Origin of the sequence: Solibacillus sp. FSL K6-1781 (assembly GCF_038630735.1) — a bacterium.
Classification (GTDB): domain Bacteria; phylum Bacillota; class Bacilli; order Bacillales_A; family Planococcaceae; genus Solibacillus; species Solibacillus silvestris.
Window position 1 is genome coordinate 2,201,914 of record NZ_CP152038.1, and the last position, 22,279, is coordinate 2,224,192.

Genomic DNA, 22,279 nt, shown 5'->3' on the forward strand with positions numbered 1-22,279 from the left:
TATTTGAGAAGTAAATAATTGTAGCTTCATAGACTCATTAAATTATTCCACTATACCATTTTGCAGTAAGTACATTTTGTGATATAACCCTTTTTGTGCGATGAGTTGTTGGTGTGTACCGCGTTCGACAATTTCGCCTTTATGCAATACTAGTATTTGCTCTGCATCCTGGATTGTTGAAAGTCTGTGGGCAATTGCTATCGTTGTACGGCCTTTTCGCATTTTTTCCAATGATTGCTGGATGCCGACTTCCGTTTCAGTATCGATCGCTGCCGTTGCTTCGTCAAGGACAAGGATTTTCGGGTTTGTCGCAATTGTCCGCGCAAATGCCACCAGTTGACGCTGCCCGCTTGAAAATGTCGAACCACGCTCTGTTACATGGCTTCCATAACCATCCGGAAGCGATTCAATGAAATCATTTGCCTGCACAAACTCTGCCGCTTCCTTCACCTTCTGTAAAGTGAGATTTTCATTATATAGCCGGATGTTCGAATCAATCGTTCCGTAAAACAGAAATGGGTCTTGTAGTACTAACCCCATTTTTGCACGTAGCTCCTGTTGTTTGTAATCTTTAATCGACTGGCCGTCAATTAATATTTCACCGCGCTTAAACTCGTAAAAACGCATTAGAAGATTGATAATTGAACTCTTTCCACTGCCGGTATGCCCGACTAACGCAACTGTTTCCCCAGGATTGACTGTGAATGAAATATTTTTCAGTACATCTTGCTTGCCGTCATAGCTAAACGACACATTTTTAAATTCGATATGACCTTTTGAAACTTGAACCGGCTTGTTCTGTTGCACTGGTTCAAGTTCTTCATTATCTAACAGCTCAAATACGCGGGATGCCGCTACAATCGCCTGCTGGAACAGTGCCAGACGTTCCATTACTTGATTGATCGGATCAAAGAAACGGTTCATATATGTTATGAAAGCATAGACAACGCCGACTTCTACCGCTGTTTCAAATGATGTCCATCCAAAGTAAAATAGCAAAATAACAATCGCTGTAAAGTACACTAAATCAATAATCGGACGAAGCAGAAGACTGTTCATTTTCGTATTGGCCATCATGGACTGGAAATGCTCTTCATTGACACGATCAAATTCATCATTGAAACGTGGTTCTTGACGGAATGCCTGCACAATGCTCATTCCTGATAATGTTTCAGAAAGTTTCGCATTAAGCTCACTGAGTTTCTCCCGCATTCGCATATAGACAACCGAACTCATTTTGCGGTATAGCCAAATGATGTACAGAATGACCGGCAGCAAAAGAAGCATATAAAATGCAAGCTTCGCATTCAAGAAAAACATCGCAAAATACACACCGACGATTAAAAACGCCGCCTGTACAAAGCTGATAAGTACCGACACGAACATATCTTTAATCGCTTCGGTATCATTTGTAGCCCTAGACACGATGGAACCTGCCGGAACTTGGTCAAAATAGCGCATGCCCAATCGGTGAATTTTAGAAAACACATCAATTCGCAGTTGCTGAATGACTTTCAATGCAAGTTCCTGGAATTTTATATTTTGATAGTATGTGATAACGACATTCAGCAACTGAATTACAAAGTATCCAATACCGAGTGTCACGATTGGAGTCATATCAAAATTGCCAATCATTAAATGATCATCAATATAAACTTTTATCAGATAAGGACCGATAATATCGCCGAGAACGGTTAGAACAAGAAGAAACAGCGCAATGGCCAATATCTTTTTATGTGGTTTCAAATAGGTTAACAGACGCTTTAATACGATGCGCTGTTCTTTATTTGAAATCGTCTCATTCGCCATCATGATCCCCCCCTTGTTCCACTAAATGTTCAAGTTGCTGTAACTGGTACATTTCATAATAACTACCTTCTAGTGCCATCAGCTGTTCATGGGTACCTTTTTCAATAATTGTTCCTTCATCAACGACAATAATGATATGTGCCTGCTGGATTGCACTTAGACGGTGCGACGTAATGATCGTTGTCGCATTTTTCCGCTCTTCTTTTAATGCATGCAGAATCGCTTCTTCCGTCCGCGCATCAACCGCAGATAAAGAATCATCCAATATGAGCAGCTCAGGTTTCATTAACAATGCCCTAGCGATAGAAATACGCTGTTTCTGTCCACCGGAAAGAGATACTCCCCGTTCTCCGACAATCGTGTCATAGCCATCTGTAAAGCTCATAATATCTTCATCAATATTTGCAAGTGCTGCCGCTGCACGAACTTCCTCCATGCTTGCACGTGGATTCGCAAAGGCAATATTGGAATAAAGCGTTGCTGAGAATAAAAAGTGATCTTGCGGTACATAGCCAATCGCCTGACGCAGAGCACTTTTCCTATAATCATTTATATTGTGTGCACCAAATTGAATCGTTCCTTCATATCCTTCAAACTCACGGAGCAACAGCTTTAAAATGGACGTCTTCCCTGCACCTGTTTTACCGACGATTCCGAGTGTTTCGCCGCGTTTCAGCTCAAAATGCACATCCCTTAATGTCGGTGCTGCATCTCCAGGGAAAGTAAAGGATTTCACGTTGAATAAAAGATCCCCGGAAGGATTTTCTTCAATAGCATCCAGCTTGTCATCAATTTCAATTGGGGTATTTAAAATACGTTCAATCCTGTCATACGAAACGCTGCCTCGCTCAACGATATTGAACAACATCCCAATTGCCAGCATCGGCCAGATCAGAATACTTAAATACGTCGTGAACGTAACTAAGTCACCGACCGTCATCGCATCTTCCAATATAAATTTCGTGCCAAATCCAAGACTCAGCATAAAACTTAAACCAACAACGAAGCTAATCGTCGGGTCAAATAATGAATCGACTTTTGCTACGCGCATATTTTTTTCCACCACTTCATCGGAAAGCTTCGTAAAATCCGCAACATCCTGCTGTTGCTGTCCAAAAGTTTTCAGTACTTTCATCCCACTGATACTTTCCTGAGTTTTATCGTTCAAGTCGGAAAAGGCTGCTTGGGCATGGCGAAAACGCTCATGAAGCAACTTGCCGTAATAGCTCGTCGATAATGCGACTAGCGGCATTGGAATGAGCGCAATCAGTGTAAGACGCCAGTCAATGGTAATTGCCATTGCCAAAATTACAAAGCCCCCTGTTGTAAGCGAGTCAAATAATGTTAAAACCCCTCCACCAGCTGTTTGCTGCACTGCACTTATATCATTTGTTGCATGTGCCATTAAATCACCGACACGATTCTTTTGATAAAACGACGGAGACATCTGTGTAAAATGACGATGGAGCTTTTCACGTAATATTCGCGCCAACAGATTGGACGAGCCAAAAATCATTTGACGCCAATAATAGCGCAATATGTACATGGCAATCGCTACACCGATGATGATAGCGAGCCATTTAAACAAACCTGCTTTCCTCAATGTCCGTGTACCGATTTCATCGATTGTGAAGCCGATAATTTTCGGCGGTACGAGCTGCAGGATGGCTACTAATACAAGCATAAAAAGCCCGACTGTGTATTGGTATTTTCGCTCTTTGAAAAACCAACCTAATTTAAGAAATACCTTCATTCTTTCACCCTCTTTTTTACTCAAGTTCCCCCATTTTACCAAATATTTTAATTTTCCGATATATTTTACAAATATTTTTTTCGGATTCCGAATTAATTTTTTTTGTAAAAAATGTTAAGTCAATCTCTTGTCTATAAAAACATATAATTTTGGCATTCTTTATATATTTAAATCCAATATTTCAGCTTCTTTTTGTCCATACTAAAATTATAAATCCATTTAGTACGGATTTTCCGTCCAAATATGGATCGTAATTTTTGTTACATGCATTACTGATAAATAAATTGAAGGGAAATTTTAACATGATGAAACAATTATTATTTGCACTGGCTGCTATTTTTTTATTATTTGTTCCTGAGGTTTACGCACATACGCATCTAGAATCAACCAATCCTGCAGAAGGTGAGACTGTAACAGAAAATATCCAAACAATTGATTTAGCGTATGGGGGCAAAATTGAAGAAGGCAGTACATTTAAAGTTATTGCAAGCGATGGGAAGGAAATGGCGATTCATTCAATTTCAATAAATGAAGGTGTCCTATCCGGAATTATGCTTGATCCCCTTCCAAATGACACTTATACAGTTGAATGGGATAGTATTAGTGAGGATGGACATCCGTTAACGGGTTCGTTTACATTTAAAGTAAATGCGCCTAAGACGAATAAAGAAGAGGACAGCGCTGCAGATACAACAGAGAAGATTGAAAATGATGTCAATTCACTTGTCGATACATTAAAGGATGAGACGAACTCCGATGAGGATGATGAAGGATCATTTTGGACACTCATCATTGTTACTGCCCTAATTGTACTAGTACTTACTGTGATTACAATGTACAGCTATAAGCGATGGTTAGTTAAGAAAACGAAGAAATAAAACAAATAAAAGAGGTCGGGACAGAAGTAAAGACTCCATTAAATAAGTAGAAAATCTTTATTAAGAAACCGATATTTTATAAAATTGATTGGAATGGAGGGCGACTCCTGCGGGAATAGCGTGACGCCTGAGACTAGGAACAAAAGCTAAGAACGCCACGTACTGTGGCAACGCTTTTGTGACCAACATCCTGTTGGCCTCACGCCTGCGGAAAGCGTCCCGAAATGGAAATCAATTTTTATGTTCAGCAAAAAATTGCCATTTTTCTCTCTGAGAAAAATGGCAATTTTGGGTTATATCCCACCATCTTTTAACAATTTACTGAGCTGTTATTCCGCCATCTACTACAAACTCTGCACCTGTTGAGTAGCTTGACTCGTCTGATGCTAAGAAGACTACTAATTGAGATACTTCTTCTGGTTGTGATACGCGTTTCAGCGGGATATGCTTTGCAAATTCCTCAATAGCTGCTTTTGCATCTTCCTGCATGATCATCGGCGTTGCAATAACTCCAGGGTGTACTGAATTTACACGAATACCCATTGGCGCCAAGTTTAATGCAGCTGCTTTTGTCATACCACGAACAGCAAACTTTGTATCTGTATAACCTACAGCACCACCAACTAAGCCGTTGATTGAAGAAATGTTGACGATTGAACCGCCACCAGCTTTCATCATTGAAGCAGCAACTGCTTTCATTCCTAAGAAAACAGATACTTGGTTAATATTGACGATTTTCATGTATTCATCTAAAGACATTTCCAGCATATTTTTATTCATCGAAATTCCAGCATTGTTTACTAATACATTTACCGGACCAAATGCTTCTTCTGCTTTCGCAATAACGGTTGTCCAATCTTCTTCAGAAGTAACGTTCTGTTTTATGAAGATTGCATTTCCGCCTAATTCTGCAGCAAACGCTTCCCCTTTTTCTTCATTTAAATCTGTTAAAACTACTTTTGCACCTTGTTCTACAAAAGCCTTCGCATGGGTAGCACCCATACCTTGAGCAGCACCAGTAATAATTGCTACTTTACCTGTTAATCGAGACATTAAAATCACCCTTCCAAAAATATGATAGTTAACTATCACTATCTAAAACTAACAATAACAATGTTTGATCGGTCCGTCAATTTTTAGTAGCTATGAATTGTAAAAACATCTCTTTAATAAGCTTTAACTGTTTTTTAGGATCTAATTTCACAGGTAGATCAGGGTCATGCTCTGTCAAATAGGATTCTACAGTAAAGTAACTTATATTTTGAACAACTGTAAATACATACTCCGGAATATCAATGCCTGCTCGGATCGATTGGTCTACCTTTCCTTTTTCTGCAATAGAATACAAAACATTAGCCATTTCTCTTCGAATATCTACAAATTCTTTGTATTCGTCCGTCTCTTCAGATATCGGTTTATATGCTTCGAACGCTTTAAAAAACTTCACAAATTGATGCTGCGGGTCATCGATTAACTCAATATAATAAGTTAATATTCGTTCAATCTGTTCATAAGCTGTCAAAGGTTCATTAGCAATTTTCCGGATAGAATTTGTCATTTGACTGGTAATTTCATTATTAATTGCTAAAACGAGTAATTCCTTATTCGCAAAATAACGATAAAATGTAGCGATTCCAATCCCTACTTCATTTGCAACGTCCTGTAATTGAACTTGTTGAATTCCGTTATTTAACATCAATGTTTTTGCTACCTGAATTATTTGTTCCCTGCGCTGTTGTTTTCTTTGTTCTCTAATGCTCAATAGTATTCCCCTCAATTTTACATATTATAGCTGTATTGTATCATGATTATGTACGCTTATTTTTATGGTAAGATCCAAAAAAATACACCACAACAATTGTATTCAATCGTTGCGGTGCGTATATTAGCGTAAACGTTCCAAGTCCTGATAATCTTTCATATATGGGCCATCTTCCGCCACAGCTGAATGGTACAGCGCTTTAACGGCGAAGTTTTTTTCCAGTCCCATTTCCGATTTCAGTTTTTTCAGTTCGTCATGCAGTTCGCGATGCTCGTTGATTAATTTCAGCATCGTTGTTTTATTGTATTTCATATAATATCACTCCGATTAGTTCATCACTTGAATGATGACTACTTTTAAATAATTAAATTCCGGGAAGTTATGCGGCACCGTGAAATCTTCCGGCAACTGGTGCTCTTCTAAAATTTTATAGCGTGCACCATAATCTTTAAACGCTTTGTCGATAAATGTTTTGAACTTTTTCATATTAAAGCTTGCATTGTTTGTCGATGCGATAATAACGCCACCATCGTTTGTAATAGTTAACGCATCCTTGAGCAATTTCGGATAATCTTTTGACGTACTGAACGTCATTTTTTTCGTACGGGCAAAGCTTGGCGGATCCAGTACAACGACATCGAACTTCAGGCCTTTTCTTGCTGCATAACTGAAATAGTCAAATACGTTCATCACTTTAATATCTTGTGATTCATAGTCGATTCCATTCACACTGAATTGTTCAATTGTTTTCGGCAAGCTGCGTTTTGCCAGATCGACACTCGTCGTACCTGATGCACCGCCTAAAGCAGCGGCAACCGAAAACGCACCTGTGTACGAGAATGTATTTAGCACCGTCTTATCAGTTGAATAGCGGTCACGTAATGCTTTGCGTACATTTCGCTGATCCAGGAAAATTCCAGTCATTGCCCCATCATTCAAATCAACCGCAAAATTCATGCCGTTTTCCTGAACGATAAGCGGGAATTCGCCCTTTTCCCCTGATACATAATCATCCTGATCGATATATTGACCATTTGTATCAAAGCGTAGTTTTTCATAAATCCCGCGTGTATTCAATGCTGCGTTCATTGCCTCATAAATGTCCGTACGGAACGAATAAATTCCTTCACTGTACCAGCTCACCATGTAAAAGCCGTTAAAGAAATCAATTGTCAAACCGCCAATGCCGTCACCTTCGCCATTAAACACGCGGAAAGCTGTTGTATCTTCAGAGGCAAAAAAGTCTGCACGTTTTTCAGCAGCTTCACGAATTTTTTTCGTAAAGAACTTCACATCAATCTGCTCTTTTTCTTTACGAGTCAGCACCCAGCCGATCCCTTTATTCTGAATACCGTAATAGCCAGTTGCAATATAGCCGCCGCTTTTATCGACTAAATGAAGAAGACTACCTTCTTCAATTGACGCTTCCGGCATAACAACCGTATCTTTTAAAATCAATGGATTGCCATTTGTTAAATCCTTAATCGCTTTACTATCTACTTGTAGTTCTGTTTTTTTTCTCATGCTTTCATCCTTACTACTGTTTTTCGTTCATAAAAAAGAGAGACTTGTTTTAAATACAAATCTCTCCGTACATTATCAGTTTACTACGAAAGCTTGCGAATAGCTACTCGCATGTTGAATTGACGCTTACTAGTATTGCTTTTTTAAATCAATCAGGTTGGATACACGCTCATACGTATACGTCCATCATTTTTTTATTACAAGTTAACTAAAGTACGAGCCATTTAATCCGTACTATTGAAAGTACTATTTTTTTTCAGGATCTTTTTCAATTCGGAATTTTAATCCCTATTCTGTTTTGATTAGTAATTTCGATTTTAAGTACTCTGAAATCATTGGAACAGCTACACTTACATTATTCCACTCAGAATACTTGTGCTCCGCATCTTCTATAGTTAAAGCTGTAAAATTCTCTACAACTTCAAATTTTTCTACATCTATGGTAGTTATCTCGTCATCTTTCCCTTTGTAATATAATATCTTGACAGTTAATTCACGCTTGTCAAATATCACTAATATGTATTCTGATATTTCATCATAAGTCATAAATAAATTAACCTTCATATATTCAGCGCTATTCTCATGCATATTAGTACCCCTTTCTTTTTACCTAAATTCGACATTTTATATGATAATCCTGCTTTGTAGAGCAAAAAATGCGCTTGTACAGTAATACCTATTATTTGTTTAGGTAATAAGTACTATTATCTAGGTATCTAAAAATCCCCGAACACTAGTACCGATTTTCCGGAATAATAGTACCTGTCGTTCAACCATTACTTCACCGTTATTCTGTCACTAATCTTTTCTATCAGCAAATATTAAAAAAACTCCCCATTAAGATGAACAGGTTTCCTGTCCATATAATGAGGAGCATATTTTAAAAGTTACGTTGTTACTTTAAATACGGTTTTCATTTTTTCTATAATACCGCCTGATGAATATGTCAGTACACTTCGTTTATAGAATGACAGACTCAGGAAGTATAGTGTCAATACTGTTCCAACTAAAATAACGAAGCTAATGATTGGTTCAATGGCGTTCATATCTGTTGCACCTAAACGCATCGGCATGACCATTCCTGAAGTAAATGGAATGTATGAGAATACTTTGATCAGCATAGTATCCGGATTACCCATACCTGTCAGCATAACGTAGAATCCAACGAGTGTCAGCATCATTGCCGGCATCATTACTTGCCCTGCTTCTTCTACTTTCGACACTAGGGAACCGAATAATGCGCCGATTATTAAATACATGAAAATCGTTAAGAATAAGAAACCGACTATATATAGGAAGTAGCTTATCGATAGTGAATCAAGCAGATCCGTTACAATTGACCATTTGTTTCCGCCATCTGAGAAGCGAAGCAGTAATAAAAGTCCGCCGAAAAGTATGACGAATTGTGTAAGTGCAACTAAAAATACTCCGACAATTTTTGAACGGAAATGCACTTCTGGCTTCACGCTGACTAATAACATTTCCAATGCACGTGATCCTTTTTCCGAAGCAACATCTGTTGTAATCATTGATAAATATGATGCGACAAAAACATAAATGATAATTCCAATCGCATACGAAACCCAAACGCCCGCCATTTTTTCTTCAGCGGATTTACCGTCATCTGCAGCTTCATTCAGTGAATTTAATGTAATGACAGGCTCTGACGACAATAATAACTGTTGCTGCTCCGGTGATAATTCCATCTGACTCATCGCATACAGCTGACCCGCCTGACTTAATGAACTTTGGAAATCTTGCTGATCATTAAGCGGAAGCGGATCAAATGATTCAATTTTTGCCGCCAGCTTGCCATCTGCATCTGATAATGTAAAGGCCGCGTAATAGTCTCCATCCTTCAATTTATCTTTGACATCACCCGCTTCAACATAGACATATTCCACATCATCTGAATCTTGCAGTACTTGCGCTATATCAAAATCAGTTTCATTGATAACTACGATTGTATCGGCATCCCCAGAGAAAATGAGGTCTTTAATTTCCGACCAGAACATAAAACCGCTTAGCACTACTAAATAAAGCAATGTTGTTAAAATAAAGGATTTTGATGTGATTTTTTGTTTATATAATTTTTTAATAAGCACATTAAATTTAGACAAGACCGGCACCTACTTTCTCTTTGAAAATCTCATGCAGCGATAAATAATCTAAACTGAACTTTTCAATATAATTGCCGTTTGAAAGCAGTTCGAAAATTTCCGGTGCATATGATTCGTCTTCAAGTGTCAGTACTGCCTGTGAGTCCCGTTCCAGTTTGACATGATTCACACCTGGATACTTACTTAATTCTTCAAAGGATTTATCTGTACGTACCGTCAGTTTTGTTTTACCGTACTGCTTTTTCAGATCAAGCAGCGAGCCTGAAAATAGGGATTCACCGCGCTTTAGTAGACATAAATGGTCACATAGCTCCTCGACATTATCCATTTGGTGACTCGAGAATAAAATCGTCATTCCTTGGTCGCGCAAATACAGGATTGCATTTTTCAGCAGCTCCATGTTTACCGGGTCCAGTCCACTAAACGGTTCATCAAGAATTAAAAACGCCGGTTTATGAATAAAGCTGGCGATTAATTGGACCTTTTGCTTATTCCCTTTTGATAACGTCTCGGCTTTCACATGTCGTTTTTCTTCCAGATCAAAGCGCTCAATCCAAAAGTCGATATCTTTTTTCAGCTCGTTTTTATCCATACCGTGCAGCTCGCCGAAAAAGTAAAGCTGCTCTTCCACTTTCATTTGAGGGAAAATACCGCGCTCCTCCGGTAAATAGCCTAAAAAGTCACGGCTTACCGATTTGATTGGCTGCCCATCCCATGTAATCGTACCTTCTGTTGTATCCTGTAAATCCAGAATCATTCGGAATGTAGTCGTTTTTCCTGCACCATTTTGCCCGATCAAACCGAATATTTCACCTTTTTCAATTGTAAAGTTCAATCGATTTACTGCAACGAAATCACGATAGCGTTTCGTCACATCTTTCAGTTGCAACACCATGAGCGTACCTCCTGTTTTTAAGAACTAGCGAATTCCATTATATAGTAATTATTGCAATTATTTAATAACTAAAAAATTTATGTATGTGCACTGCTTATAAAAATACTAATCAATTTCATCCGCCAATATGTTTATGTACGAAACAGACGAAGAAAAGATTCATTATTATGTAAAATACTTAGCAAGAAATACACCCTTACTAAGTTTCGTTAAGGCGTTAAATTAATTTTCCTTTAAAAGCAGGGCTCAATTCACTCCAAACATCGAATTGATTTCCGTCCAAATCATAAAAAATAAAATTCTTTCCAGCATGTCCCCGATTTTCAATTTCACCGACTTTTACTCCGATTTGCTTAAAATCATGATGCAATGCCTCTAACGCCTGGAATCCATCAACTTCGAATGTAATTGAGAAACACTCCTTTTCGTATTTGTCTATAAAATTGGCCCTTTCATTCTCTTTTGAATGTACTAGAAAGAAACTTTGATTTGCAAAGTTTAAAATGGCTTTATCTTTGTCTTTATAATTTAAAATCGCTTCCAAGTTTTTCACATACCATTCAGAAGATTGTTCCACATCCGCTACCGGTATGTAAGTTGTTCCGACTCTCACTAATTTTCCACCCATTTTTGTCCCCCCGAGTCCAGTTCTAAGCAATGATTGGTAAATAGATTTCAACTTCTTCCCCTTCACTAACAGGATGATATGTTTCGATAATATAAGAATCAAGATCTCTTTTATAACCTTGCACTGTTCCCCAATTCAGCAAATTTTCATGAAGTTTTTCCAGTTCCATTATGTTCCCTCTTGTCGTAATATAATGGTTATTCGTCTCTAAATAATCCATTCCTGCCGGGATTTTATTCACTTTCCCGCGAACGATTAGTCCTACAAAGAAATTGCCCGTTTTATGTTCGTCACTCTTTTTAGGTTCAAACAATGCGATTTCACTTTCAATCTGGTAGTCGATCTCATCAGAACGGCTTAATAACCGTTTTGCAAGCAATGGTACTTCACTTCCAAAGTTTTGATACTCCCCACTACCCTTTAAGCCTACCAACTTGAACTCTTTTTTTATCATTTTGAACGTCATTTACATCACCGCTCTATTCATATTTTTTAATCCACTCTTCCAGCAATGTACGATCAAATGGTTCTTTCAATTTTAGATAGCCGCTTGTCATGACTGCTGTTGCATCTTGTTCCCGCTTTACAATATCGTTGTCGTAAATCGTATAAGTGATCGATTTCATAAGTGCTTGATCAGAGAATTTAATTTGATAGTTAGAAGTTGTTTCTTTTCCTTTACGTACCGACTCGGTTGGCATCGTTTCGAGCAGGCGGTAAAGCTCTTTTACTTCATCCATGTTATAAGAAACAGAAGAATCATTTGATGGATATTTAGCAACTGTGACCTTTGTTAAATCTCTGCTATCCACAAAACTCACTTCATTCAACTCTTTAGAAATCTGGTACATTTCATATTGATTCCATATATAATAAATACCTAAAACAATAGCGATTGACAGGATTATTTTTATCGACTGCTTCATTTCATCCTCCTCCAAACAATTTTTCATTTTAAATAATTTTACCATATTTTTCTATATTATAAATATTAATTTGAGCAAGAAAAAATGGCTTAGTCCTTGTGAAAGAACTAAGCCATTGAACAGCGTATTTTATTTTCTGTAGTAATCAACAATCCCGTTGTAAATGGATTGTGCATAGATTTCTACATACTTGTCATTGATTAATTTTTTACGGTCTTCTGCATTTGAGATGAACCCAAGTTCGACTAATACAGAAGGAATGATCATATTGCGTGTCACATAATACTGTGCTTCTTTTACCCCTCGGTTTTTCATATCCGCATTTTTGACGATTTCATTATTGATATACGTCGCAAGCTTTTTATCCTCTTCATACTGGTCACCTGTTGTAATGCTGTAATACGTTTCCGTACCTTTCGCACTTGTAGATGTCGCTGAATTTACGTGAATGCTTACATAAACTTCACCGAACTTGTCCTTTGTAAATTTCACGCGTTCCTGAAGGGATGGATACGTATCTCCTGAACGTGTAGTAAATACTTTTGCGCCGTTTGCTTCAAGTTTTTGTTTGACAAGATTACCTACTTTTAAAACGATCGCTTTTTCCGTACTACCTGAGTTCACAGCACCTGGATCTTTCCCACCGTGCCCTGGGTCTAAAATAATAATACGGTCTTTGATAGGGCTGCCTTTTTCGTTTACTAGTTTAATATACGATTTGTGCACATATCCTGTATCTTTGCCCGCTGTCACTTTTGCCCAATAGCCATCAATGGAATGAACCGCAATTACTGATCCTTTTGATAACTTTTTAATTGTCGCTGATGATCCTGAAGCCGATTTGCGCATGTTTAAACTTGCAACCGTTACCTTACCTGTTGTGCCGGATGTAACGACAGGATCGTTATTGTCGGAATCCGTTTCTGATGGTGGCGGATTCACACTTGAACCACCAACATCCGTTGTGCTATTTTTTACAATATAGCCTGGAATTCCACCTACAGTTGTTAAATAATAACCGTCAATTTCTTTATAGACTGACAATGTTGACCCTGCTGAAATTTGTTTAATTTTTTTCGATGACGATGTCGGTTTGTAATACAGATTTATAATTGTATTTGTCTTGACAGCTTTAATTGATGGTCCAATGGCACTGCCGTCTTGTTCAAGGAATTTGGCATATGATTTACTGATATAACCGTAATAACCTTGATAAGAAACTTTTAACCAATTACCTTCAACAGCATACACCGATAACTTACCACCCGTATTTACTCTGCCAATCACTGCACTTGATGTTGTCGGCTTTGTACGAACATTTAAGCCATCTGTTGTTACTGATACAAGACCAATTACTTGTGTCGGATCAACTGAATCAAGGTGTTCGGGTAAGGCTAGTCGGAATTCATCGCTTTTTGCTCGCGCAATAAATGATGCAAACTGTGCTCGTGTAACCGAGCCCTTCGGCATATATTTGCCGTCACTACCTTTTGTAATCCCATTATAGTAGATTGCTTTAATATACGGAGCATATGTATTCGAACTCGATACATCTGGGAAGTACACCGGTAAATCTTTATAGTCACTTACATTTAAATTAAATGCGATTGATAAAACGTGACTCATTTCTTCACGAGACAAAGTGGCATTAGGAGAAAATTTCCCTGATGTTTTAGTAAATAATCCAAGTTGACGTGCACGTTCGATGTATGTCGATTGTTCAGTCCCGACTTTAACATCAGTGTACGAGGAATTACTTACTTTTAGTGGACTTTTACCTGCAGCAATAACCGCCATTTTCGCAGCTTGTGCACGCGTCACACTCATGTTGGGTTTGTAGTACGTTTTGCCCTTTTCTTGATATCCTTTAATCGCCCCTAGGCTAATTAAATACTGGATCTCATCGTAAGTGGCATCGGTTGTCGCAACATCTGCAAATACTACTTTAGCTGATGTCGGTGTAACAGCTAGTGTACAAACGAGGAAGATTGCAACAACCAATGTAATCAATTTTTGATTCATTGTTCCCTATCCTTTCATAAGCTGTCCCCCTCATTGTATAGTACAAAACCGGAAAAAAATAGAGGTAAATCCATATTTAATGTCAAAATCTTGTTACAGTCTAGTTACAAAAAGATTACATAGTATAATAATTTAGGTTTGTAAGGTAGTAGTAAAGGGTAAATAATCTATTTAGCATTGTTGTAATAGAGCGAATTGTCGGTGTTTTTTATAGAATAAAAAAAGAATCCAGTTCGTAATATTTCGAACAAACGGATCCTTTTTAAATCTATAAATTTTTTATGAAATTGTCATTATTTTTTAGAAATTGATTGAAAATTGTTTTGCGATTGCTCGAATCTCTTCTATTTTTTCCGGTTTTAAATAGTCCATCATCTTCGGAACAAACTGTTCGATATCATCTTTTGTAAAAGTACCTTCATCTTGCTTTTTAAAGTTTTCAGCAAGTAATGCTTTTGCTTCCTCCACCTTATCCTCTTTTACGCGTTGTAAAATGAAGTTTGAAAACATTTCCTGCATATTTTTGTCCAATTGCATAATGAGTGCCTCCCTATGATTTTAATTTCTTCATTACTTTAAAATTATAACAATAAATGCATTTAATAATCTATTGGGATCCAGTTCAAATTAAAGATAATAACGAAAGATGCATCCTCCCCCCTTAATTACAGTGCCCTCCAAAATAAATAAACAGCTTTGCCTATTACTAGTCCTAAAAATCCTTACTTCCGAATAAAATGCACAAATATGTAATTAACGGGGGATAATTCATGAATTCAATTTTTACCTATATTTTTTTAGGCATAACTATGGCCGCTACATTCGGACCTGTTAAGAACGTCCTATTAAATACAGGTTTAAAGAACGGTTTTTTCCATGCCTGGTTTTTTAGTCTTGGTGCCTTAACTACTGATATTGTGTACATGTTCGTCGTTTATTTTGGAGTTGGGAAATTTATTGATTCTTTATTATTGCAAACAATACTATGGTCTTTTGGGTGCTTTGTTCTTTTGTATACAGGGATAGAAAGTTTACTCACTCTACATAAAATTGAAATGAACTCTAAAACCGGCAAAATAGTTAGATTAAGACATTCGTTATTAGCTGGATTGTTAATGTCATTGCTAAATCCAATAACAATTCTTTTTTGGCTAGGAATTTATGGCTCTATCCTCGCGAAAACAGCAGGAATCGCTACAGGATTGGACATCATACTAATTAGTGGAGCCATTTTACTTGGCATTATTTTCGTAGATTTTCTTTATTCATCCTTATCCAGTATTGCCCGTAAGTTATTATCCATTAATCTGTTGAAAACTGTAACCGTTATATCCTCTATATTTATGATTGGATTCGGCATCTACTTTGGAAAGCATGCTTTTCAATTGTTATTCTGAATTGTTGTGACTTATACAAATAGCCGAGTGTATAAAATGAACACGAAAGGAAACCATACCTTAATAAATAGAAATACAAAATTAGTCGAGGTGTGGTAATGGATAAAAATAAGAATCATGTAAGTATATGGTGTATTGTTAGTTTGACTTCTATCCCGCTCATCATGACTTTAGGAAATTCAATGCTTATTCCAGTGCTCCCCATATTAGAAGACAAAGTCGGGATCACATCATTTCAGTCGAGTATGATTATTACAAGCTATTCAGTCGCAGCCATTTTTCTCATTCCGGTAGCAGGCTATTTATCCGATCGCTTTGGCCGAAAAGTCGTAATATTACCGAGTCTAATATTAGCTTTAATCGGAGGTCTGATTGCCGGGTTCGCTTCATGGAAGATGGATGACCCGTACACAATGATTATTATAGGCAGAATTATTCAAGGTATTGGTGCAGCTGGAGCCATGCCAATCGTTTTGCCTCTTGTAGGTGACCTCTATCAAGATGATGATGAGAAAATCAGCTCAACTTTAGGGATAATAGAAACTTCTAATACGTTCGGAAAAGTGTTGAGTCCTATATTAGGCTCAGTATTTGCTGCTATTTTATGGTTTCTTCCCTTCTTTTCTATCTCTGCACTCAGCCTAATTTCCATTGCACTTATATTTTTCTTTGTTAAGGTACCTAAAGATAAGGATGAACCTTTAAAATTCAAGCAATTTATACGAAATACGAAAGAAGTTTTCAAGGAAGAAGGAAGATGGTTGTATACGGTATTCCTTAATGGCGTCCTTGTTATGCTTATATTATTCAGTATGTTATTTTTCTTATCAGAAAACCTGGAAAAAGTTCATGATATTAAAGGGATTAAGAAAGGTTTTGTACTAGCTATCCCACTTTTACTGCTTTGCATTTCCTCCTATATTTCCGGTCGGAAAATTAAAGGAGATTTATCAAGAATAAAGAAAATTATAGTGGTCTCCTTGATTGCAATGTCTATCAGCATTGTCTTTGTTGGATACACAAGCAAAAAACTAATCCTCCTGTTGATTGTAACAAGTATCGTGGGAATAGCTATTGGCGCATTATTGCCTGCTCTAGACACCATTATTACAGATAATATAAGAAAAGAATTACGCGGTACTGTTTCTTCATTTTATAGCTCTGCCAGATTTATCGGTGTTGCAGCAGGTCCGCCTATTATGTCACTCGTCATGAAAAACTATCTCAATATTAGCTATATCACTGCAGGAATATTAGGATTAATTCTTTTATTGTTTGTCTTCAAGTTCATTAAAGTTGATGAAATCGGAAAATCAAAAGAACCAGCATAAAAATATGGACCTAACAGCAACAGCTGCATAGGTCCTTTTTTATGGGATATTTTCATGCGGATTTTAAACTAAACAGAATTAGGGAAATTCCACAGAAAAGACAAATTATACGTGTGAGAGAAATTTTTTCTGCAAGTCCAAGCAATGCTAGTGCTGTTGTCACAATTAAGACGACCGGACCGACTAGGGCAAGTAGCGTATTAATATAAAAGGCTTTTTCTAAATCATTGAATTTAAACATTAATGCAGCAGCCGTTAACTCTATACTTCCGGACATAATTCTTAAAGCAATGATAATTATGAGTGCTTTATCCATAAATGTAAACACATCCTTGCAAGTATTGTTACCTAACATATGCAACTAATCCTAGAAATATATTTATACAGACACTTTTTCAAATTCTATAATATTTAAGATAATTGTGGATCTATAAAACCCAAGCATAGCCTAATTTTTGAAACTATTTTGAAAATATAATTAAATTCAATTTACATAAGATCTATTTCTATTTAAAATTAAAATATAGTAAATGAAGGCGGTGTTTAGTTGAAAAAAATACACTATAGCTGGATTATTCTCGCTATATCTTTTTGCTCCATAATTGCCGCCGGAATAGCGATGGCATCATCCGGAGTTTTCTTAACTCCATTTGAACAAGAGTTTGGCTGGAATCGTCAGGTGATTTCCCTAGCCTTTGGAATCAGTTTATTTTTCTACGGATTTGCAGGTCCATTCATGGCTGCATTACTCCAGAAATTCGGACTAAAGAAAATGATGCTTGCTTCTATGGGGACATTACTGATTGGCCTTCTTTTAATTTTCCTCATGAATCAATCATGGCAATTGATCATTATTTGGGGCGCTATTATCGGACTTGGTTCCAGTCTGTTTTTAACCGTTTTAAGTCCATATGTAGCGAATCATTGGTTTAAAGAAAAAAGAGGACTTGCGACAGGGATTTTAACCGCGAGTACTGCAATGGGTCAGTTAATACTGCTCCCTGTCTTAGCCACAATTATCGAAAATTACTCGTGGCGTTGGGCAATTGGTTTAATTATAACGATTAGCGTAGTAATGTTTTTCATCATCTTCTTATTCATGAGAAACACACCTAAAGAAATCGGTATCCTTCCATATGGACAGACAGAGGATATAGAGGTCGTGCACGACCAATCAAAAGGCAATCCAATTGTAATTGCATTTAAAGGGTTAGCTGATGCTATACGCGCTAAAGAATTTTGGTTATTGGCAGGGAGTTTCTTTTTCTGTGGCTTTTCAACAAACGGGCTTGTTGGGACACATTTTATTTCCTATTGCATTAGTTTCGGAATCCCTATCGTGACTGCGGCTTCCTTGCTCTCTTTTATGGGTGTTTTTAATATGGTAGGAACGACACTTTCCGGTTGGCTTTCCGATCGTATTGATAATCGCTGGCTTCTGTTTTGGTATTATCTATTTAGAGGCGCTTCACTTGTCTTGCTGCCTTTTGCGTTAATGGAGGGCAATCTGACTTGGATTCTTGTTTTTTCTGTGTTTTACGGATTGGATTGGGTGGCAACGGTACCGCCGACCATCAATCTTTCAAGACAAATTTTTGGAGTACATAAAAGCGCAATTATTTACGGATGGATTTTTGCTTCCCACCAAGTAGGTGCTGCAACTGCTGCCTATGGTGGAGGTATGCTTTATTCCTATTTTAATACATATACTTGGGCATTTTTTATGGCAGGCGTTTGCTGCGTAATGGCAAGTTTATTTGTAATTCTAATAAAGAAACAGCCTCTTTCGGTCAACTAAAATAGGGTGCTTTGATTTAAATTCAAAGCACCTTTTTCAAGCAAAAAAAGACTAAAATTCACGTAAGGAATGAATTTTAGCCCATAAAATTATTTAATGTGGTTGAGCAACTCTTTCACAAAATCATATTCTACATATGTTTTGTTCTTTTCCAATAATGCTGGTGCAACGTCAAAATGTTTTAATGCACGATTATGGCCATATTTTGTCTCTCCACGTGTAATTGTGTAAGACAATGCACCTTTTGAGATGATTGCGCCATTTCCTGTTGAAGCAACTTTGAAGTCAAGCTCTTCTGCAACCATTCGTAACGGCACCATGATTTTGCCATCGACTTCTTTATAGTCTTCACCTATTATCGCCTGTATTTCAGGTGCGATTTCAGGGTTTACTACTTCTTCTTCAAGTTTAGGGAACACAACAATTTTTTCAGGTGCTGTCTGTGCTGGAATACTCCTTGTTGTAGGACCGTAAAATACAATCGCGTTGTAGTTTTGCAATTCCTTCGCAGGTACTTTTTCGCCTTTAGTGTTGATAATGACTGATTCCTCATTTAAATTCAGCTTTAATTGTCCGTCGTCACTTAAGAAGTTTTCATCAAATTGCGCTACCTTAACTGAGTTGGCTGCATCGTCCTTTTCAACAATTACGACTGGTGGTGCATATTGCGGCGGATAAATTAAGATCATCGGCTGATCTGCATAAATGGATAATGAAATCGTATCACCAATTTCCAATTTAACTTCATTGCCATGTTCATCAAAAACAAGTGTTTTATCATCTACATAGAAGTTGAACATATTGTCATCTTGACCAACCGTAAATAATTGGGCATTTTCCCGCTGCTCGACTGCTGTAATGTTCCCTCTGTGCTGAATAAATGTACCTGCTTTTTCCACTTGCTCAGTCCCTTCTGTTGTTGGCTGCTCAGCATAAGCAGATACGGTTCCGAGTAAGAGTACAGATAATGCTAATGGTGCAATTTTTTTCATATCATTCCATCCTTTCGGTAATTTCACTACATTAGTCGATTTAAAGGAAAAAAGGTTACACGTTCTAGTTATTTTTTTTGATATAGCAATGCTGTAAGTGCGATATAATCATATAACGTTAATGTACCACGATTGAATTTTTCCAACCACAATGGCTGAAATGCCCCTAATCGAATGCCTTGTTTAAGTTGCTCACGTACTGCTTCTTTATCATTAAAAATTTCTTCCACTTTTTGCTGTAACGCCCTGCTTGTGATTGATTGAGCATCCATTCGTGTTATTGGCGTTGGTGGTGCTACCAGTGTTGAAGGTTTTGTTGTCATTTGAAGTGAAGTTTTCAGGAAATAGCTTCTTAACGTCTCGGCTATTCCTTCAATTATTTGGTCTTTATTTGATCGGTATAACTTTGCATCCTGCTCGGAATTGACAAAGCATATTTCTATGATAATGGCCTTTTTCGTTGTGCCATTTAAAAATGCCAAATTTGTACGGTGTTTGGCACCTCGATTTTTAAACATCCCCGCTTTCGCAATTTCGGAGCTCATCTTTTCCGCAAACGGAGAAATTGTTGGATTCACATAAAGCACTTCTGTCCCAATTCCTTCTTTCTGTTTACTTCGTGCGGAATTAAAGTGAATGCTGACATCGAGTTCGCGTACTGTTGCGTTATGCCGCTTAACTAAATACGCTAAGTTTTGTTTCTGGCTTTTAGATTGTTTATCGATAATTGTAGTGACCTTAATCCCTTTTTGCTGCAATTTATTCCCGAGCTCCTGCACAACCAGAACAGTCTCCTCCCCGTCATCCATGTAGCCAGAGGCACCTGTCCCCTTTCCGTAATGGCCAGCACTAATAGTTAGCATCATAATTCATCTCCTTTTCAATCTATATGTCTAATAGCGGAATGAAAAAGGGACATTTCGATTTTTATTATATTAATATAAAAACCTCACTTTACATGTTGCAATAGATCGCAGAAAAAACGGTATAGCATTTTGAATAGTGATTCGTTACAATGGAGTAATTATACATAATGTGTGAGGGTTAGGCATGAAAAACAAACGAATGATTGGATTTTTATTAGTTGTGAGTGGCAGTTTTTTCTGGGGAATCGGCGGTACAATGGCACAACAACTGTTTTCTCTTGGCATTGAAGTAAGCTGGCTTGTATCAACCCGCCTTATCATTGCTGGGATTCTTCTTTTAATTGCCCAGGCAATATTTAAAGATCAGGGGGAAATTTTCAAGATTTGGCGAGAAAGACGGGATGCATTCCGCCTACTCGTTTTTGCAATTGTAGGAATGCTAGGAGTTCAGTACACATATATGGCCTCGATTAAAGAAGGCAATGCGGCGGTAGCAACATTATTGCAATATTTGGCACCGGTTATGATTATTATTTGGGTAACAGTGCGTGGCCTATCCAAATTCACGAAAAAAGATGCAGTAACGATTGTGCTAGCTCTTAGCGGAAGCTTCTTTTTATTAACAAACGGTTCACTTTCCGCGTTTGCCGTGCCACTTCCTGCGATTCTTTGGGGGTTATTGTCCGGTGTGACCCTTGCGTTTTATACGCTTTATGTCATTCCACTTTTAAAACGATTCGACTCACTTGTCGTTGTCGGCTGGGCGATGCTGCTTGCCGGATTGACAATGAGTTTTGTGCAGCCTCCATGGGATGTGGATGTATCGGTTTTGACTGGCGCAACATTAGTTTATTTAGTAATTGTGATTATTTTTGGCACGATGCTCGCTTTCTGGTTTTACATTGAAAGCCTTCAAACTCTCACTGCTAAGGAAACGAGCCTTCTTGGCAATATTGAACCGCTAACTGCTGTTTTGGCAACCGTGTTATGGCTGAAGGAACCGTTCGGTGCCTTTCAATGGCTCGGAACTTCGTTGATTTTGGTGATGATGATCTATATAGCATTGAAGGCGGATCGGCAGAAGGTTGAGGATCTGGATAAAGTTGAGGATGCGATAGTAGAAGACAATTGACGTTAGATAATGAAAGTGCTTGCATTGAGTGTGCGGGCGCTTTTTTATTTGTGAGGCTTCATCGGAATTGCGAAATCTTCCGCAGAATTCGGAAGCGGGTTTTAGATGTTATCGTGGTTATATTAGAACAATTCATAGGAATGTTAGAAAACCCGGGTGTGTGATAAGACAAGGTGTAATTTCTGGGAAATATTAGAGGTTGGTTGATGACTTTTTGATTTTATTAGAACAATTACAGCTGATATTAGAAAATTTGAACGGGTTATTAAAACAATTCGCCTGGATATTAGAAAACTTACATTCGGAGTACGATTTCCGGTGAATTTTCTGGCAAGATTGAGGACAAGTCGATGTTGTTTTGAAGTTTATTAGAACAATCAGTTGGTATATTGGAACTTTTGAAAGTGATATTAGAAAATCTACGGAGGATATTTGAACAGTGGAAT

General features: G+C 37.6%; 22 protein-coding genes. 5 read left to right on the forward strand and 17 right to left on the reverse strand.

The genetic code is table 11. From position 1 onward, the window contains the following. Positions 1-42: 42 nt before the first annotated feature. Both MHH37_RS10900 and MHH37_RS10905 read right to left on the reverse strand, forming a co-directional pair. Positions 43-1,812, reverse strand: coding sequence for an ABC transporter ATP-binding protein (locus tag MHH37_RS10900; RefSeq protein ID WP_342572927.1), 1,770 nt, complete (start codon positions 1,810-1,812; stop codon positions 43-45). Next, positions 1,799-3,562, reverse strand: a complete 1,764-nt coding sequence (locus MHH37_RS10905; protein ID WP_342572929.1) for an ABC transporter transmembrane domain-containing protein — start codon at positions 3,560-3,562, stop codon at positions 1,799-1,801. Before MHH37_RS10905 ends, MHH37_RS10900 begins: the two co-directional genes overlap by 14 nt. Before the next feature lie 302 nt (positions 3,563-3,864). Here MHH37_RS10905 and MHH37_RS10910 point away from each other — a divergent pair, with 302 nt between their 5' ends. Next, entirely contained in the window at positions 3,865-4,440 is a 576-nt protein-coding gene (locus tag MHH37_RS10910) for a copper resistance protein CopC (RefSeq protein WP_342572931.1), read from the forward strand. 318 nt (positions 4,441-4,758) lie between these two features. Here MHH37_RS10910 and MHH37_RS10915 read toward each other — a convergent pair whose 3' ends face one another. The 12 genes from MHH37_RS10915 to MHH37_RS10970 all read right to left on the reverse strand — a co-directional run bounded on the left by MHH37_RS10915 (position 4,759) and on the right by MHH37_RS10970 (position 14,854). Next, positions 4,759-5,493: a glucose 1-dehydrogenase gene (locus MHH37_RS10915; RefSeq protein ID WP_065215862.1), complete on the reverse strand. Its 735-nt coding sequence runs from the start codon at positions 5,491-5,493 to the stop codon at positions 4,759-4,761. A gap of 76 nt (positions 5,494-5,569) precedes the next feature. Further along, on the reverse strand, positions 5,570-6,202 hold the full coding sequence (locus MHH37_RS10920) for a TetR/AcrR family transcriptional regulator (protein ID WP_342572934.1): 633 nt from the start codon (positions 6,200-6,202) through the stop codon (positions 5,570-5,572). Positions 6,203-6,325: 123 nt separating this feature from the next. Then, positions 6,326-6,514 carry a hypothetical protein gene (locus tag MHH37_RS10925; RefSeq protein WP_008403793.1) on the reverse strand — a complete coding sequence of 63 codons (189 nt, stop codon included), beginning with the start codon at positions 6,512-6,514 and terminating at the stop codon, positions 6,326-6,328. Between the two features lie 15 nt (positions 6,515-6,529). After that, positions 6,530-7,726: a class I SAM-dependent rRNA methyltransferase gene (locus tag MHH37_RS10930; RefSeq protein ID WP_342572936.1), complete on the reverse strand. Its 1,197-nt coding sequence runs from the start codon at positions 7,724-7,726 to the stop codon at positions 6,530-6,532. Positions 7,727-8,014: 288 nt separating this feature from the next. Beyond that, positions 8,015-8,314, reverse strand: coding sequence for a trypsin (locus tag MHH37_RS10935; RefSeq protein WP_340798593.1), 300 nt, complete (start codon positions 8,312-8,314; stop codon positions 8,015-8,017). A gap of 299 nt (positions 8,315-8,613) precedes the next feature. Beyond that, on the reverse strand, positions 8,614-9,855 hold the full coding sequence (locus tag MHH37_RS10940) for an ABC transporter permease (protein WP_342572939.1): 1,242 nt from the start codon (positions 9,853-9,855) through the stop codon (positions 8,614-8,616). After that, complete coding sequence (locus MHH37_RS10945; RefSeq protein WP_008403799.1) at positions 9,839-10,741, reverse strand: ABC transporter ATP-binding protein; 903 nt, start codon at positions 10,739-10,741, stop codon at positions 9,839-9,841. Before MHH37_RS10945 ends, MHH37_RS10940 begins: the two co-directional genes overlap by 17 nt. Positions 10,742-10,958: 217 nt before the next feature. After that, entirely contained in the window at positions 10,959-11,369 is a 411-nt protein-coding gene (locus MHH37_RS10950; RefSeq protein ID WP_342572942.1) for a VOC family protein, read from the reverse strand. A 22-nt stretch (positions 11,370-11,391) separates the two neighbouring features. After that, complete coding sequence (locus MHH37_RS10955) at positions 11,392-11,835, reverse strand: GyrI-like domain-containing protein (protein WP_065215857.1); 444 nt, start codon at positions 11,833-11,835, stop codon at positions 11,392-11,394. A 13-nt stretch (positions 11,836-11,848) separates the two neighbouring features. Then, positions 11,849-12,295: an aspartate aminotransferase gene (locus MHH37_RS10960; protein ID WP_065215856.1), complete on the reverse strand. Its 447-nt coding sequence runs from the start codon at positions 12,293-12,295 to the stop codon at positions 11,849-11,851. A 129-nt stretch (positions 12,296-12,424) separates the two neighbouring features. Then, a complete protein-coding gene (locus MHH37_RS10965) occupies positions 12,425-14,317 on the reverse strand; it encodes an N-acetylmuramoyl-L-alanine amidase (RefSeq protein WP_065215855.1) in 1,893 nt (630 codons plus the stop codon). Between the two features lie 300 nt (positions 14,318-14,617). Next, positions 14,618-14,854 (reverse strand): hypothetical protein, encoded by a 237-nt coding sequence (locus MHH37_RS10970; RefSeq protein ID WP_008403808.1) that lies wholly within the window; start codon positions 14,852-14,854, stop codon positions 14,618-14,620. 233 nt (positions 14,855-15,087) lie between these two features. On the opposite strand from MHH37_RS10970, the gene MHH37_RS10975 reads away from it, so the two are divergent. Continuing rightward, entirely contained in the window at positions 15,088-15,714 is a 627-nt protein-coding gene (locus MHH37_RS10975; RefSeq protein ID WP_014823720.1) for a LysE family transporter, read from the forward strand. 98 nt (positions 15,715-15,812) lie between these two features. Continuing rightward, the gene (locus MHH37_RS10980; protein ID WP_339261950.1) at positions 15,813-17,045 is read left to right on the forward strand and encodes an MFS transporter; all 1,233 of its coding nucleotides are present in this window, start codon (positions 15,813-15,815) and stop codon (positions 17,043-17,045) included. A gap of 52 nt (positions 17,046-17,097) precedes the next feature. On the opposite strand, the gene MHH37_RS10985 is transcribed toward MHH37_RS10980, so the two are convergent. Beyond that, the gene (locus MHH37_RS10985; protein WP_342572947.1) at positions 17,098-17,400 is read right to left on the reverse strand and encodes a YqhV family protein; all 303 of its coding nucleotides are present in this window, start codon (positions 17,398-17,400) and stop codon (positions 17,098-17,100) included. A 192-nt stretch (positions 17,401-17,592) separates the two neighbouring features. Here MHH37_RS10985 and MHH37_RS10990 point away from each other — a divergent pair, with 192 nt between their 5' ends. Then, positions 17,593-18,843 carry an MFS transporter gene (locus MHH37_RS10990; protein ID WP_342572950.1) on the forward strand — a complete coding sequence of 417 codons (1,251 nt, stop codon included), beginning with the start codon at positions 17,593-17,595 and terminating at the stop codon, positions 18,841-18,843. Positions 18,844-18,932: 89 nt separating this feature from the next. Here the strand turns inward: MHH37_RS10990 and MHH37_RS10995 are convergent, their stop codons facing one another. Both MHH37_RS10995 and MHH37_RS11000 read right to left on the reverse strand, forming a co-directional pair. Continuing rightward, on the reverse strand, positions 18,933-19,835 hold the full coding sequence (locus tag MHH37_RS10995; protein ID WP_342572952.1) for a stalk domain-containing protein: 903 nt from the start codon (positions 19,833-19,835) through the stop codon (positions 18,933-18,935). 68 nt (positions 19,836-19,903) lie between these two features. After that, on the reverse strand, positions 19,904-20,701 hold the full coding sequence (locus MHH37_RS11000; protein ID WP_342572953.1) for an N-acetylmuramoyl-L-alanine amidase: 798 nt from the start codon (positions 20,699-20,701) through the stop codon (positions 19,904-19,906). Between the two features lie 184 nt (positions 20,702-20,885). Here MHH37_RS11000 and MHH37_RS11005 point away from each other — a divergent pair, with 184 nt between their 5' ends. Then, entirely contained in the window at positions 20,886-21,833 is a 948-nt protein-coding gene (locus tag MHH37_RS11005) for an EamA family transporter (RefSeq protein WP_342572954.1), read from the forward strand. The last annotated feature ends 446 nt before the right edge of the window (positions 21,834-22,279 follow it).

What these genes read in the sequence shown, in the direction of transcription:
- MHH37_RS10915 (WP_065215862.1), bottom strand. Translation starts at nt 5,493, where the DNA reads ATGTCTCGATTAACAGGTAAAGTAGCAATTATTACTGGTGCTGCTCAA.
- MHH37_RS10995 (WP_342572952.1), bottom strand. Translation starts at nt 19,835, where the DNA reads ATGAAAAAAATTGCACCATTAGCATTATCTGTACTCTTACTCGGAACC.
- MHH37_RS10985 (WP_342572947.1), bottom strand. Translation starts at nt 17,400, where the DNA reads ATGTTAGGTAACAATACTTGCAAGGATGTGTTTACATTTATGGATAAA.
- MHH37_RS10975 (WP_014823720.1), top strand. Translation starts at nt 15,088, where the DNA reads ATGAATTCAATTTTTACCTATATTTTTTTAGGCATAACTATGGCCGCT.
- MHH37_RS11000 (WP_342572953.1), bottom strand. Translation starts at nt 20,701, where the DNA reads ATGATGCTAACTATTAGTGCTGGCCATTACGGAAAGGGGACAGGTGCC.
- MHH37_RS10980 (WP_339261950.1), top strand. Translation starts at nt 15,813, where the DNA reads ATGGATAAAAATAAGAATCATGTAAGTATATGGTGTATTGTTAGTTTG.
- MHH37_RS10900 (WP_342572927.1), bottom strand. Translation starts at nt 1,812, where the DNA reads ATGATGGCGAATGAGACGATTTCAAATAAAGAACAGCGCATCGTATTA.
- MHH37_RS10925 (WP_008403793.1), bottom strand. Translation starts at nt 6,514, where the DNA reads ATGAAATACAATAAAACAACGATGCTGAAATTAATCAACGAGCATCGC.
- MHH37_RS10910 (WP_342572931.1), top strand. Translation starts at nt 3,865, where the DNA reads ATGATGAAACAATTATTATTTGCACTGGCTGCTATTTTTTTATTATTT.
- MHH37_RS11005 (WP_342572954.1), top strand. Translation starts at nt 20,886, where the DNA reads ATGAAAAACAAACGAATGATTGGATTTTTATTAGTTGTGAGTGGCAGT.
- MHH37_RS10935 (WP_340798593.1), bottom strand. Translation starts at nt 8,314, where the DNA reads ATGCATGAGAATAGCGCTGAATATATGAAGGTTAATTTATTTATGACT.
- MHH37_RS10970 (WP_008403808.1), bottom strand. Translation starts at nt 14,854, where the DNA reads ATGCAATTGGACAAAAATATGCAGGAAATGTTTTCAAACTTCATTTTA.
- MHH37_RS10950 (WP_342572942.1), bottom strand. Translation starts at nt 11,369, where the DNA reads ATGGGTGGAAAATTAGTGAGAGTCGGAACAACTTACATACCGGTAGCG.
- MHH37_RS10930 (WP_342572936.1), bottom strand. Translation starts at nt 7,726, where the DNA reads ATGAGAAAAAAAACAGAACTACAAGTAGATAGTAAAGCGATTAAGGAT.
- MHH37_RS10960 (WP_065215856.1), bottom strand. Translation starts at nt 12,295, where the DNA reads ATGAAGCAGTCGATAAAAATAATCCTGTCAATCGCTATTGTTTTAGGT.
- MHH37_RS10905 (WP_342572929.1), bottom strand. Translation starts at nt 3,562, where the DNA reads ATGAAGGTATTTCTTAAATTAGGTTGGTTTTTCAAAGAGCGAAAATAC.
- MHH37_RS10955 (WP_065215857.1), bottom strand. Translation starts at nt 11,835, where the DNA reads ATGACGTTCAAAATGATAAAAAAAGAGTTCAAGTTGGTAGGCTTAAAG.
- MHH37_RS10945 (WP_008403799.1), bottom strand. Translation starts at nt 10,741, where the DNA reads ATGGTGTTGCAACTGAAAGATGTGACGAAACGCTATCGTGATTTCGTT.
- MHH37_RS10965 (WP_065215855.1), bottom strand. Translation starts at nt 14,317, where the DNA reads ATGAATCAAAAATTGATTACATTGGTTGTTGCAATCTTCCTCGTTTGT.